Annotated in this window: 9 protein-coding genes; 4 read left to right on the forward strand and 5 right to left on the reverse strand. The window is 42.7% G+C overall.

All coding sequences use genetic code 11. The features are described from left to right. The first annotated feature begins 74 nt into the window (after nt 1-74). From OQE68_RS24390 to OQE68_RS24400, 3 genes are all read left to right on the forward strand, one after another. Nucleotides 75-1,658 (forward strand): TolC family protein, encoded by a 1,584-nt coding sequence (locus OQE68_RS24390; RefSeq protein WP_180570192.1) that lies wholly within the window; start codon nt 75-77, stop codon nt 1,656-1,658. 117 nt (nt 1,659-1,775) lie between these two features. Further along, nucleotides 1,776-2,264, forward strand: coding sequence for a type III secretion system chaperone (locus OQE68_RS24395; RefSeq protein WP_180570193.1), 489 nt, complete (start codon nt 1,776-1,778; stop codon nt 2,262-2,264). A gap of 17 nt (nt 2,265-2,281) precedes the next feature. Then, complete coding sequence (locus OQE68_RS24400) at nt 2,282-4,978, forward strand: hypothetical protein (RefSeq protein ID WP_180570194.1); 2,697 nt, start codon at nt 2,282-2,284, stop codon at nt 4,976-4,978. Here OQE68_RS24400 and OQE68_RS24405 read toward each other — a convergent pair. The 4 genes from OQE68_RS24405 to OQE68_RS24420 form a co-directional block, all read right to left on the reverse strand. Further along, a complete protein-coding gene (locus tag OQE68_RS24405) occupies nt 4,964-5,923 on the reverse strand; it encodes a S8/S53 family peptidase (RefSeq protein WP_180570195.1) in 960 nt (319 codons plus the stop codon). The two genes, OQE68_RS24400 and OQE68_RS24405, sit on opposite strands and share 15 nt — an antisense overlap. 218 nt (nt 5,924-6,141) lie before the next feature. Next, nucleotides 6,142-7,974 carry a M2 family metallopeptidase gene (locus tag OQE68_RS24410; RefSeq protein WP_266195812.1) on the reverse strand — a complete coding sequence of 611 codons (1,833 nt, stop codon included), beginning with the start codon at nt 7,972-7,974 and terminating at the stop codon, nt 6,142-6,144. Between the two features lie 744 nt (nt 7,975-8,718). Beyond that, nucleotides 8,719-10,182, reverse strand: a complete 1,464-nt coding sequence (locus OQE68_RS24415; RefSeq protein ID WP_266195432.1) for an ISNCY family transposase — start codon at nt 10,180-10,182, stop codon at nt 8,719-8,721. A gap of 248 nt (nt 10,183-10,430) precedes the next feature. Beyond that, nucleotides 10,431-11,999, reverse strand: coding sequence for a M14 family zinc carboxypeptidase (locus OQE68_RS24420; protein WP_180566956.1), 1,569 nt, complete (start codon nt 11,997-11,999; stop codon nt 10,431-10,433). Between the two features lie 236 nt (nt 12,000-12,235). Here OQE68_RS24420 and OQE68_RS24425 point away from each other — a divergent pair, with 236 nt between their 5' ends. Continuing rightward, nucleotides 12,236-12,547: an MTH1187 family thiamine-binding protein gene (locus OQE68_RS24425; protein ID WP_180566957.1), complete on the forward strand. Its 312-nt coding sequence runs from the start codon at nt 12,236-12,238 to the stop codon at nt 12,545-12,547. Between the two features lie 14 nt (nt 12,548-12,561). Here the strand turns inward: OQE68_RS24425 and OQE68_RS24430 are convergent, their stop codons facing one another. Continuing rightward, the gene (locus OQE68_RS24430) at nt 12,562-14,202 is read right to left on the reverse strand and encodes an adenylate/guanylate cyclase domain-containing protein (protein WP_180566958.1); all 1,641 of its coding nucleotides are present in this window, start codon (nt 14,200-14,202) and stop codon (nt 12,562-12,564) included. Nucleotides 14,203-14,263: the final 61 nt, after the last annotated feature.

Here is a 14,263-nt window from a genome sequence, read left to right on the forward strand (position 1 = left end):
CCCGGAAACCTTGGCTATAATATACCCTACATAAGCAGCATAATAAAATAGGGTATATTAAAGAAGGATTTCCTATGATAAAAGCCCAAGGACGGGTAGGGTATATCAAGGTTTCTATAGGGGTGTTGGCTCTATGTGTGACTGGTTGTGTCGTTACGCCAAAGCCAATTGATAAAGAAACGATTAATCAACGGGTCACTTCTGATCTTGAACAAATGTTTAAAGATCAGGAGCCTGTTAGGGGAGAAATCTCACTTTATGAGGCGATGGCGCGTGCTTTAAAATACAACTTAGCCCATCGCTTAAAAATGCTGGATCAAGTGGTTAAAAACCGCGAACTGGATGTTTCTCGCTATGATTTATTGCCTCAATTAGCCGCTTCTGCTGGTTATAAACACCGAGATAATGTGAATGCTTCCAGCAGCTTCTCTGTTTCTCGCGATACTGAATCCTTGGAAACGTCTACTTCTCAAGACCAAGAGTTATGGAATGCTCAGGCCCGTATTGTTTGGAATGTATTAGATTTTGGAGTGAGTTATTTACGCCAGAAACAACAGGCAAACAAAGTACTGATTGCAGAAGAGCAGCGCCGAAAAGTGGTGCAAAATATTGTTCAAGAAGTACGACACGCGTATTGGCGAGTGGTAGCTGCAGAACAGGTTGAAGCTAAACTTAAACGGGTCATGCGTGAAATTGAGTATGCATTAAATACCGCCAAAAGGATGCAGCATGGAGCGCTACAAAAGCCATTGCTGACCTTGAAATATCGCCGTGATTTGTTGAAAACTCTGCGTAATTTAATGAAAAAGAAGGAACAACTTTCCTTGGCTAAAGCGGACTTATCGCGGTTAATGAATGTTCCGCTTGGTAGTCGCTATCAGGTTGCTCAGCCCCCCCTGGCAACAAATACAGCCGTTGCATTTAGTGCCCATCAATTGCAAAAGCTACAGTTGGCAGCCTTAAGCTATCGACCAGAATTAATGGAAATGGACTATAAATCACGCATAGTCAAAAAAGAGGGTAAGATAGCTAAATTGGATTTATTGCCTGGTTTATCATTTAACCTAGGTTCTTACTATGATGATAATAGTTTTTTGCTTAACCAAAGTTGGGCAGAAGCGGGTATCCAAGTGTCGTATGATTTGATGAAATTAGCCCGTATTCCCGATATTAATTTACTCCACGAAACGCGAGACAAGCTAGTCAATATGCAACGTCAAGCATTAACGTCGGCGGTTTTATCTCAGGTGGAGTTATCATTACGCAGCTATCTCGCGGCTAAACAAGACTTGGAATATTCCATTTGGGCAACAGACATTGAAAAACAACGTTATCGACAATACCAGGCAGCCAGTACCAGTGGTGTGGGTGAACGACTAGAGCTAATTCAGTCTCAAGGGGATTTATTACTAGCGAAACTTGATCAGTATTACCAATATGCAGAGGTGCAAAGCGAGTATGGTATGGTGCTGAATTCGCTGGGAATTGACCCATTACCCAAAACGATGATCAGTCATGATCTAACGACGCTCGCTAAGACATTACAGCACTACTTTGAAAAAGACTTGCGTCAGCATGTCAGTCAAATAGTTAATGTTGAACCGGTTTTAGCGAGTAACACCCTTGAGTCGCCAGACCAGAACACTGCACCACAGTAATTTTATATTTTCGCATGAATTTTTATTAATTTTTTACAAAGGAACTAAAGGTGGCTGCTTTGGTTTCTTTTTGTCATTTGTTTGTCATATAAATCCTTACAATTAACAGCAATTCATGTGACAGAGAAATCGAGAGTTGCTGTGCAGAATGTAACCGCACAATTAACGCAATGGCTTATTTCAGCTGGTTTTGCTGATGCAGCCAACAGGTGTGATCAAATGGTTTACTGTTTTAATTATGATCAACGCTGGCTGTTAAATATTGAACCAGAGACGTCTTCAGATCAGCTTTATTTTTACGGAGTATTAACGCGTTTGACGGACGCTGGTAGACAGCAACTGGCTGAGTATTTGTTGAAGCAAAATTTGCTAGGTCAGGCGACCGATGGGTATAGCTTTGCTTTGGATGATGATGATCATGTCATTCTATGGCACAGGGTAACAGCAAAAGAAATAACGAATGCGATGGCTTTTCAAGATAGCTTGTTTCATTTTGTCGCGGTAGCTGATCGGTGGTGGCATCAGTTGCAAGCTTATTCTGGTGCTTCTCTAGCACATATGAAACGGCCCGTTCAAGCTACAGAACCTTTAGCCATTAAAGTGTAACAATATTTTTGGGTAGTATGATGTTGATTAACCAGTTAACAAACGTATCACGACAGGTGTTGAATGGTTTTTTTCAACAGCCTGCTTCCACAGTAAAACTAGGATTATTGGTGGCAGTGCCAGGATTGGCTAAATCGCGTTTGAGTCAACAAGCTATCCCCCTGCCTGCAGCAGCAGTAAACCAAACCATTCATACTAGTAAAATAACTCCAATTAATGTCAATACAGGGCAACCGCTAACACCAATAAAATCTGCGCCGGAGTCAGCTAAGGAGACATTGGTTGCTCAGCAAACCCAGCCTTGGCCTCCAAGTAAACTGTTGGCCCAGGCTGTCAGCTGTTACGAGCAATCGCTAGCCATGGACAATGGACAACAACCGTTAACTGCTGATCGAACATCAGCCTTTATTGGGCAGTTGCAGGATATTATTAGCCAATGGCAGAACCGACGCCCAGATTATGTAGTAAGAGACTTGGTTGATCAAATTATAATACAGGCTGAGCATGGCTTATCGACATTAGCTAACCAAGAACAGACTACTGAAAAATTAGCCAATGCAGCGGCTCAGTTGAATGATGTGAAGCAGGGTTGGCGTCAGGTGCGTTATAGTCAACCGCACGCAAGTCAGGAATTGCTTGATTGGGTTAGCATGACTTCCACCATGATGTCAAAAAAGGCACGCCATGCACTAGCGCCATTGACAGGGAAGTATAACAAAGAAGCAGCCATATCCCTGCCTGTTGTTCAGCAAACAACGCTAGGCACATTAATTCAACTCAAAAACCAATTAGCACAATTGCTAACGGTTGGAGTAGAAGGCTTTCAACAGCAGTATGGCAGTCATCGTATCGCTTTAATGCAAAAACAGCTGGCTGAGTTTGCTATTCCTTTAACTATTGATGATACAGCAGCCTTCAATGGGCGGGTTGACGATCATCCCGCCCTATCAGAAATTAAATTGTTGCTGACCTTACATCAACAGAGTTTAAGTGTATCTCCAGCAAAACGTGGAACAGCTAAAGGGCTAATCAATAATGCTGCTCAAGTGGGAGAGCGCTTTAAGGCTAATATTCAGGAAAAACAACAGTCACGCATTGGCCAATTATTTCGGCCAGTAAAATTTCGCCATAAAATTCTGCAAAATAACCTGGCTCAGGAGTTGAGGCAGGCAAAACCCAGCGTGAAAAAAGCAGATTTACTTAAAGAAAAAGCCAAGCTAGGAGGGGGCTTACAACGGGCACACAATACCAGTACCCAGCTTGATCAAATGGCTGCTGCAGGGGAGGCAAGTCAGTTACCATTAGCTGCGAGCTTAGCCCCTAATGCCCTTGGGCTAACTGAAGCGGTGGCCGGAGTGACAAGCTCGGTGATAAAAACCCAGGAAGTCTTAAGTAAGATAAGGCAGTTGCAGTCTAATCAACAAGCACAACTAGCGGCTAAAGATAAGATCGCACAATTTTTACAACAGCCTGTGGGTAGACAGCAAAACTCATTTCCTCAATTGGTTGCTGGTCTGCTAGACCTGAACAAGGGGAAACTGGGAAAAGCCGGGTTTTATGGTTTGGTGGTTGATAGCAGCGATGCTCTGTTTGGTGCGTTACGTTATTTAACTAATACAGCAGTCAATGGCACGCGTATTGTGGATACAACAGTCGCATCTGCAACGGGTGCCAGCGTTACTGCATCAGCAGCCTCGGCATTGGCTAGCGCGTCAGTTGCTTCATCCAGTGTGGCATTAGGTTTATCAACCGCAAAAGCGGTAAAAGCAGGTATTAATTTACATCAGCAGCAAACAAACGCTAGACAGTTGGATGATGCTGTAGCCAGCTCACAGTTACAAGCCAGTCAACGCAATGGGTTTAACCCGACTGAGGCGATTGAAGACTTTGCCTATGGGATGGCAAAACAGCGTAAGGTAATGCCTAAAGCAGTCGATTTGGCTAAAGAAACGGTTTCGGCAGCGGCTTATGCTACATCAACTGGCGTTGGAGTAGCTGCACTGGCGACAGCGGGGACGGTGGGTGTTGGGGTGGCTTCTGCAACAGTGGCAGGGGCCGCAGCGGCTGCAGTAGCTGCGACGACTGCATTAGGGGCTGTGGCGTATCACCAGGGAAGGCAGTGGGTAAAACAACGTAATATTGGTAGTTTGGCTGAAGCTTTAGTTAATATTGCCAGTGATAAAACCCAATTGAAGGTGAGTCAATTACTCAATAAAAAACCAGCAAAAAACACTGTAAATTTAACCAAAGATCAGCAAGTCCAGTTAACCCATGCATTACTAAAGCGGTTTCCTCACCTGGCCGCTGAGCAATTATTGTTTCAATTAAAACAGGAGTTGGCTCATAGTGTTAAAAGTACTGTAGCATCAGCAACAGTCGCTTTGCTAAAGCAATATGCTGCTGCAGTCAATCCTGGTGAGCCATTAACTAAGTTGCAGTTAAAGCAATTTAAACAACAGTTAAAGGCGATTGATGAGCAACAACTGACCGTCTTAAAAGAGTCTCCAGCAGCAATGTTCTTATATGGGATTGGGATGGAACCAACAGTTATTTTAGGTATTGCTAATGCCTATGATAATGAGCAGCAGGATGAACTAAGCAGACAGTTAATAATGAAATATGCGGGGTTAGCCGATCTAAAAGGCGATACCTTAACGACAGATGTTGGGTATCTAAAAGCTCAGATACCCAACAGCTCATTAATAAGTAAATAACTCAATAGGCACTAGGCCACGACAGTCGGTTAATAGTCGGCTAGGCTTGGCTGAGTGATGTTTAGGTTGGGCTGAAATCACAACACTGCCATTGCTGTTGGCAATATCAATGGCCCACTGGAGTTGTCGTGAACACCTTCCTTGTAGTGCAATCGGTAATACAATGGCTTGGGCAGGATGCTGGTTTTTAGGGTAACCCGGTAGGGAAACACCCGATGCCCAGATAATGCCTTCTACCAGCTCAGAGGCTAATATTTGACAGGTATTGCCTAACTTAATCGGTAGTAAATTAATAGAACGGCTACTATCAGTTTGGTTGAGCAGCAAGCTGGTAAGTGCTGTAGCAACAATATTGTGATGATAGCGAGTGGTACGACAGTAGCCACCTTCCTGCTGATGACTAATTTGTAGGCCTGCCAATAAGTCAGGTGAAGTCTGCTGTGGGTAGCCTTGAGCAAGCAGGGCAATCGTCGTAGATTGATTGAGTTGTTGGTTTAAATGCCATTGCTGATTGAGTTTGAGCTGTTGTGAAGTGGTATCAGGCTCGCTATAAACGGGGGTCATGATCCAATCAGGCTCGGCATACTCGATATAGTAATGGGTTAATACTAAGTCAATAATCTGCTCTAAATCAGCGGCTGATTTGTATTCATTAAGCCGGTATACATTGGCACCTGTACCTAATGTTTTCACATAAGTTAAAGGAAACCCTTGTTGATAACTCCACTGTAAAAAGTAGTCCTCCACTATTAGTGTATTTTTGCTGGCATGAAACTTAACAATAATTCGATTGGTGTAGCCTTTACCTGGTGGATTTGCTTCATCCCCAACAGCGTTACCTACAAAACACATCAATAGTAGTAGAAACAGGGGTAATATGAGTAACTGTTTATGGATAGCATGAAAAGTTGCTAAAACAGGTTTGTGAGTAAAAGTATAAAACATGAAGGCTCCTTCCTTCTGGTTAATCACTGCTGAGTGACTGCAATTTCTTTGCTGTTAGGTATGATAAATAAGTGGTACATGACAAACAGATAACGTCACTATGTCAATAGACTAGAGTGGGTTTTTGACAAAAATCTGTCGATTTGGCACAAAGTTTATGACTAACTTTATCTAAATGTTTTTGAGTCCTTTATTGGGACTCAAAAACCGGGTTATGGTCAGCCACAGTTGCGGTCTTTATTCTGCTGATCAAGCCAAACTTTCAATGGCGCAAAATAATCTAAGATTGCTGAGGCATCCATTTCCTGCTGGCCAGTCATTTTTTCCATTGCTTCTTGCCAGGGGCGGCTCAGGCCCATTGCCAGCGTTTCTTTAAGACGCTTTCCTGCTGCCTTGCTGCCATAAATTGAGCAACGATGAATAGGGCCTTTGTTATCTGCTATTTCACATAGTGCTTTATGGAATTGGAACTGTTGAATAAAGGCTAGGAAATAACGGGTGTAAGGCACATTGCCTGGAATATGATATTTGGCACCTGGATCAAAGGCATTAACATCCCTTGCTATTGGTGCCCGAACACCCTGGTATTTTTCCCGTAACTCCCACCACAGTTTGTTGTAATCCTCAGGGGCGACGTCGCCAGCAAATACCTTCCAGCGCCATTGGTCAACCAGTAAGCCAAAGGGTAAGAAAGCAATCTTATCCAGTGCCTGGCGCATTAGCATACCCAAGTCGTTGGTTGGGTCAGGAATTTTATCAATTAAGCCAATTTGTTTTAAATATTGGGGGGTGATTGACAGGGCAATGGTGTCACCAACGGCTTCATGGAAACCATCGTTAGCGCTGCCTCTAAATAACAGGGGTTGATCTTTATAAGCGCGCTGGTAGTAATTATGCCCTAACTCATGATGAATGGTGGAAAAGTCTTCTCCAGTTTTTTGGATACACATTTTAATACGAATGTCGTCTTTATCATCCAAGTCCCATGCGGAGGCATGACAGACGACATTATGATCGACAGGCTTTATAAATAAAGAGCGCTGATAAAATGTCTCTGGTAATGGAGCAAAACCTAAGGATGAAAAAAAGTTTTCGGCTGTTTTGACCATTTTCAGCTCATCATAATTATGTATCTCAAGCTGCTTCGTCAGGTCGATACTATTGTCAGGCCCTTCTGGTTTAACCAGGTCATAAATATTACCCCAGGTTTGAGCCCACATATTGCCTAGTAAATGAGCCGGTATAGGTTTATCTTGAGGAACAACTTTTTCTCCATAATGCTCGCCCAGCTTGGCTTTGACATGGCATTGCAAAGAGTCATAAAGGGGTTTTACCTGTCCCCAAAGACGATCCAGTTCTTTGGGAAAATCTTCTGCTGGCATATCATATTTTGAACGCCACATTTGGCTTAAATTAGCAAAGCCTAATTCCTGGGCACCTTTGTTGGCCAGCTCTACTTCTCGTTCATAAAGTGGACGCATGGGTGGGGACACTTGACGCCAACCTTGCCAGATATCAAGTAATTCATCGGCGTCTCTTGACGTGGCCATGATTTTACTCATTGCTGTCAGGTCAAGGCATTTGTCTTCGCTTGTGCAATATTTTCCCTTGCCGTACATCCCTTCTAGCTTTGTTTGAATAGTGGCTAGCTCAGTATTTTCCTGTTCATTTTGTGGGGCGGGTAGGGTTAAGCTCATCCGTAATAAATCGAGTTTGCGACGAGTGGCTGGATCCAGCGGGTAATCATTATATTGAGCTGCGTCAGTGGCGGCTTTTACATAAGCGGCTGTTGATAGTTCATTAAAGTGTGCGGCAATTTCGGCTGAATCATCTGTAATAAAATTGTTATACACCCAGGCAGCTTTACTATTTAGGCGGTTTATTTTTTCGAGTTTGGTTTGGGTTTCTGCTAGAAACAGTCTGGCATCAGAGAAGGTGCCTTGTTGAATGGGGCTGGTTTGCTGTGCAGGGTTATTCTGCTGAACAATAGGGTTTGCACAGGTTGTTGCGCTGACAAAACCTGCGGTAAAGAGTAAAGCGTATTTTTTCACTGTTAATCCTTAATATACTCTTCACGAGTGATTTATAGGGAGCGTTGTCTTCATTTCTACTTCCTAAAAAACATTCGTGTTGACTATGCTGAGCTGAAAATATTCAACCCAAAAATAAATAAGTTATTTTTAGTGCTTGAGGTTAATAAGTAATAACTCTCAAAATTTATTTTAATAAATAATTTTTATTTAAAATACTACAGTTATTCTCAGTAAATTGCTAGCCTAGGTTTTTTTCATGACTCTGGTTAGTAAGGAATATTTAAAGAGAGCTTTCAATTACCAAACAAAAGGAATAGCAATTGTTGTAATAAAGTACACTCAATATTAGGTTGTTTTTTGTTCTATGTTCGCGTTAAATACTATCAGATGTAACCCATATGAATCAGATGTAAGCCATACGAATGGTTTTTAGAGGCAGTTGTTCAAGAGCGATGACAACACACCCTAAAAATCATGCGTGAAGGGTATATAAAGTAAAGGTGGGTAGAAGTGATTCACTTCTGTCTGCTATTGATTAATTAGTGCCTGACAGAAAAGTAGTCTAGTTTGCCAGTTGAAGGGGCAACTATTTTGGTCTTATAAGTTAATATTACTCATTTATGACTGTTTTTGACTTGGGTATATAAAATAAGGTTGTTTTTTGATCAAGCTTCTTTAGAATCGTCTTTTCACAGACAGCCAAACCTAGCCAGTTAGGCAAAGGCTCACTGGAAAATTATTTTAAATCTCAGTTAAGGACTATTAAGCTGCTTTTTTACGTATTCTTTTGGCTTGACGGTATTGCTCCTCTTTTTCTTGTTTATACAATAAGGCACCTAACTTTTGGATATTTCGTGCTAATACAGCAAATGAAACGTAACGCCTGAAGCCATTAATACCGCTATCTGGACATCGGTCAAGGCCATGTACTTCAAGCGCATTAATAGCAGACTCAACCGCTGAGTGCTGCTTTCTTGCTTTTTTGAAAGCCTCATCGTTTTCACGTTCTGTTTCCTTTTTTGATAAACGTCCTTTTTTAGGCAGCACTACCCGATTTAATTCTTCGGCCAACTTCAACTGATTCTCAGGTGAATGAAACCCTTTATCAAAACTGCACTGGTTGAGCTCAGGGAATTTAGCTTTGGTTGCTCTGATCATGACGATGGCAACATCAACATCTTGCTCTTTTTCCATCACACGATGGTGAAGAATAAAGCCATGCTGACATTCCATAACACACACTTTAATACCTAATTCCACTGGTACCCCTGCTTTCCCTTTGCTCACCCACTCAGTGTGAGGTTGAAATATTGAGTAAACTTTTTCATCAGCTGGGACTTTTTCATCTTCGACTACTCGCCTGTGAATTTGCGACACCTGCCGTTTAGCATGAGAAAGATTGTTGGCAATATTTCGTAATAACCAAATCGGGGCTGCTATGGCTTTAAGCTTATCCAATGTGAGTTCAGCTTTATCAATAAACCATTGCGCTTTATTCAGATAGTTGATATGTGTCTCACGTTTCTTGTCATCGGCATTTTTTGCTTTTGATTGGTTGCTTTGCCTTGCCTGATTAAAGCATTTTTTAAGTGACTTCAGATTGTGCCTATGTTGTCGCCAATCACTTAAATGGTAGTTTTCGCCCATATCAGCTAGTTGATTAATCACTTTTCTCATTGCATCCCATAATAAACTGATATCAGTGGGATAATGAACAGCTGTTTCTACCACAAATGAGTCACAACGCCCTTCAAGGCTTGCTTCTTCGTTTTTTTTTAACAGTTTATGCCCTGTCTCGACGACAACTGTGTTAATTTTGTCCAGAATTTCTGGGGTCAAAAGAGAGACGTTATCTTTTATGGTCTGCAAGTGATATTCTGTCAGATCTTCCCAATTGACACCATGCCCTAACATCGCTCGAATAGTTCGATGCTGATTCACTAATTCATGCAAACGATCATAGTCACAATTTAAGTTGATGCGCAAAACCCCCATCACCAGTATTTTCCAAAGTTCCATGCCTGGCCTTCCAAGTCTTGGATTCGTTTTACCCACTATAGACTCCTCTAAAATAGTGAATACCTGCTCTCTAACTTCGGGTGTAATATAAATGTACTGTAATCCCTTTAACAATTGAGGCACATCATCTCTAGACTTCGGGTCAAACTTGATCTCGGTAATATCTGTTTGGCCGAATTGAAGTTGTGGGTTTTGGACTTGCCTCATATCGTATTCTCCGCGAAGTTTGGCTGGTTTTAACTAAAAACCTAGGCCGATTCATTTTTATGAGGACTTAATATAGCAATCTTCGATGACGGATTTATGATGAATTATCTTATTTATCAATCAGTTATGATTTTTCGGTCAAGCACTAATTATATTTTGCGTATAAGGCGGACTTGATGTCATTTAGTGGGTTAAGTTTGTTGTCGAAAGAGAAGCCACAATTTATTGTGGCTTTTTTAGTTGTATATTTACCCTCTGGTCGCAATGGCTGTTTGTTTTGTTGTTATTGGAGCAACAAATAAGTAAGGATATTTAATTAATAGTCCACGGTATGCTTGTTCCTGGTAGATAGAGGTAGATGATCGTGGATCAAATAATAAAGTGACAAATCGCCCCATTAGTTGATTGGTAGGAATGATAAGATCGCCTGACTTTAACCGAAGATTGGTGGTATTTTGTTCAAGTTTTACATCCAACCAGTCACGAACACCAGGCTTATGAATTTCATCTATGTTCACAGACTGTATGCGCCAACGCTCGACTTGAGCAATGGCAGGCTTATCAACCACTTGGTACTGTATATGATGGGCTTTCAAGAGTGTGGCAATTTTTTGGGTTTCAGCTGTTATGACATAGGCAGAAGGTGGAGTGATCGGTAGCTGAGCAGCAATCGAGTCATGGTTATTAAAGGTTTTAAATACTTGTTTACCGGTTTTGACTTCTGTTAAGGGTACTTTAATTTGTTTTTGTTGATCATTATTGGTAAAGGCAATATCTAAATATACATTGCCTGCGACTTGGCTGGCTATTTTATGTTGGTTTCTCGCTTGTTCGGTGAGTTTAAGGATTTGATCTTTATCCTTTGCTACAAGTTTTAAGAAATTAATGGCACTTAATTGCTGTTTTTCAACCCGTTGCTTGATGTTGCGTGGTGTGGGGTATTGGCCTTGCTTGCTGTCTAAGCGGTTTTCAACCAACACCGATAACGTACCTCGCATAGCAGCATAATTTCTAAAATTAGAAATGCCAATTCCTCCACGGGCCACTGACTGTTGTAACCGGGTAATTTCTCCACGGTAACGAGCGGCGGTTAAACCTGCTTGGTTCACATTATTGATTAACTGCGGGAGAAATTGTTTTTCTGCATATTGGCGAAGTGGTGGGTAAATGTTGGGATTATTGCCTACCTCAAACTGGGCTTGCACATCGGTCATATAACCTTGTTCTTTCGTTAGAATGCGCTTAAATACCCCAGATTCATGAACATCATACACTACATGTGGTTGATATTGATTTAATGCATCAATATACATTTGAGTTTCATCAGCTGAGGCGGCAATGTAGTCTACATTAGGGTTGGTTCTGGCCGCATTGTAGCGAGACCTGAGGTCACGCCCATCGGGGTTAGCCAAGGCGACAATGACCAGGTTTAATTGCTTTAATAACGCAGGGTGGTTACCGGCAATGAGCTCTTTTGCCAGAATTTGCAAGGCCTCTGCACCAGAAGGCTCATTGCCGTGTTGAGAGCCAACTAGCATTACCGTAAGCTTTTCTGCTTTGCTCTCACTCTTGGTTAAAAAGGCAGGATCATTAGAAACCAGTAGCGCATAAACGGGGCGCTTGCCTGCTGAAATCCCTAGCTGTTTTAAGCGAGCAGTGGGAGAGCTATCAGCCAACTGTTGTAAGTATTGTGCGACTTGTGTCGCAGAAGGTAATTGGTAATCTTTACTGCTTTCAAAAGGAGTGAGGGGGATATTTTGAGCAGTGACGAGGGGAGAAACGCATAATAAGCACAAAACCAGCTTTTTTAAAAACATATTTAACTCGCCTTATTTCCATGTTGTTGAGGCGGATCGTTACAGATCCCTGAAACCTTGTCGACTACCGCAATCACACTTTGTTTGGAAATTAACGGTCACTCATGAGTCAAATAGAGATAGTCCCGTGAAGCAGGATAGCTATCTGGGCTGGATAGTTATGGATTGTTATCTGGTCTGGACTGTTATCGGGATTTGGTTAAGCTGTAATTAGCGCAACAGCGGAGTTTGGCACTATGCAAGTATCAGTTGATTTTTGCTTGATTCCTTTAGGAGTCGGTGTTTCTTTAGCCAAATATATAGCGGCGTGTAAGCCCATCCTGGATCAGGCAGCCGTGAGTTGGGAACTTCATGCTTATGGTACGCTCATTGAGGGTGACTGGGACGATGTGTTTACGGCCATCAAGGCTTGTCATCAAAAAGTCCATGAAATGGGAGCACCACGAATTACCACTACCTTGAAAGTAGGTACTCGTACTGACAAAGAGCAAACCATGTCAGACAAAGTGGACAGTGTGATGAGACTGTGGCACGAAACAGCAGAGTGATAGGCTGGTATAAATTACAAATCCTCTTTAGTGAGTGCATAGCAGGATACCAGATCTTGTCGCCCTTTAAGGCTGGCTTGGTGTAAAGCGGTTACGGGTGGCTTGATACCGGCTTGCTGGGCCAGGGCTGCTGATATAATCACGGGTGCCTGATATTGTTTAGATAAGCCTTCCAGGCGAGCGGCGACATTTACGTCATCACCAATTGCACTCACCATTTCGGCAGTGGGTGGACCCATACTGCCAACAATGGCTCGACCAAAATGCAGGCCAATGCCAATTTGTAGTGGTTTATCTAGTTCTGATGCCACCCGCCGATTAAGCCGGTCGAGCTTTTCTAACATGGTTTTAGCACCTTTTAAGGCCTGCCGACATGCCCGCTGAGGGTTGTCACCATGAATGCCGTACAATGCCATCAGCCCATCACCCGCAAATTGAGCATAATGGCCTTGTGTCTGGGTGAGGGCTTCAGTCATTTCTGAAAAGAACTGGTTAAGAATAAACAGCACATCATAGGGCAAGCGCTGCTCTGCCAGGCGGGTGGACTCACGCAAGTCTAAAAATAAAATGGCGACTTCCTGTTCCTGACCTTCCAATCCCCCTGGTTTCAAGCTTTCTTCGGGGGAGGCTTTGGGAGCTAATAAGGGTTGAATAGTGATGGCGCCTTTGGGGCGACTTTGGCAGGCCAGGCGGACATCTCGAGGCGCCTTAATTTTAGTTAATGCCTGTTGTTCAAGTGGTGAAGGGGGGGGGATATAGTCAATACCTTCCAGAACCCGAACGCGACAGGTGGTACAGCGAGCTCGACCGCCACAAACGGCTGCATGGCTAATGTTGTACTGACGCAAGTTGTCTAACAGGGTAACCTCTCGATTCAATGGAATGTGCTGACCATTTGCCAGGGTGATAGTAGCGGTAGCTTGCTGCTGAAGCCACCGTTTCAGCCATCGCAATACAAAGGGGAAAAGGATAATAGCGGCGAGTAACCATCGACCTTGAGATACCCAGCTGCTGATCGTAGCAGTGGTGTCAGCCGTAATATTGGCCTCGGCAAGGTGCATTAACAGTATCTCTTCTGAAAAATCCCTGAGTAATTGCTGGCCTGCTGAAATAAATCCAGCCAACGCTAGGGTAGGAATTAACACTGCTATGCCCAGCAATGATGTCTGGTATTTTCGATAGCTAGCATGAACTCTTAGCCAGTAGTGAACTCCTAAACAGCCGTGAGTCCAAACGACTAACAGCGTGATGACTTGAGTCACTGCTTTGGTTGTATCGACATGCCAGAAAATAGCAAGCACCGACATATATTCATGATTAACACGTAACAATTCTTCGGCAACAAATGTACCGGCGATATGCTCAATTAATAGGAATGGTATGGCTAATCCAGTGATCAGTTGAGCCAGTTGCCATTTAGCAAGCTTCAAACTGTTGTGTTGGTAAATGCTGTAAACCGCATTGAGGGCATGAATGACGAATGCTGACAGTAAAATAACTTTTCCAATATCTGTTTGCCATGGACCAAGTAACCACTGTTGCCACTGGTTTTGAGTTTGGAAACTAATGATACCGGCAGCATGATTGAGTAAGTGGGTTAACACAAAGGCGAATAACGTAAGGCCAGAAATTATACGTAGTTTGGCTTGCCACATAGACTATACATATAGATTATTTGCTTGATGCTTCACTAGCATAGTGAAATTTAATCAAAAG

Source organism: Spartinivicinus marinus, assembly GCF_026309355.1.
Taxonomy (GTDB): domain Bacteria; phylum Pseudomonadota; class Gammaproteobacteria; order Pseudomonadales; family Zooshikellaceae; genus Spartinivicinus; species Spartinivicinus marinus.

Excerpts from the sequence above, each read along its gene's own strand:
- OQE68_RS24390 (WP_180570192.1), top strand. The coding sequence starts at position 75 with ATGATAAAAGCCCAAGGACGGGTAGGGTATATCAAGGTTTCTATAGGG.
- OQE68_RS24405 (WP_180570195.1), bottom strand. The coding sequence starts at position 5,923 with ATGTTTTATACTTTTACTCACAAACCTGTTTTAGCAACTTTTCATGCT.
- OQE68_RS24425 (WP_180566957.1), top strand. The coding sequence starts at position 12,236 with ATGCAAGTATCAGTTGATTTTTGCTTGATTCCTTTAGGAGTCGGTGTT.
- OQE68_RS24400 (WP_180570194.1), top strand. The coding sequence starts at position 2,282 with ATGATGTTGATTAACCAGTTAACAAACGTATCACGACAGGTGTTGAAT.
- OQE68_RS24420 (WP_180566956.1), bottom strand. The coding sequence starts at position 11,999 with ATGTTTTTAAAAAAGCTGGTTTTGTGCTTATTATGCGTTTCTCCCCTC.
- OQE68_RS24430 (WP_180566958.1), bottom strand. The coding sequence starts at position 14,202 with ATGTGGCAAGCCAAACTACGTATAATTTCTGGCCTTACGTTATTCGCC.
- OQE68_RS24415 (WP_266195432.1), bottom strand. The coding sequence starts at position 10,182 with ATGAGGCAAGTCCAAAACCCACAACTTCAATTCGGCCAAACAGATATT.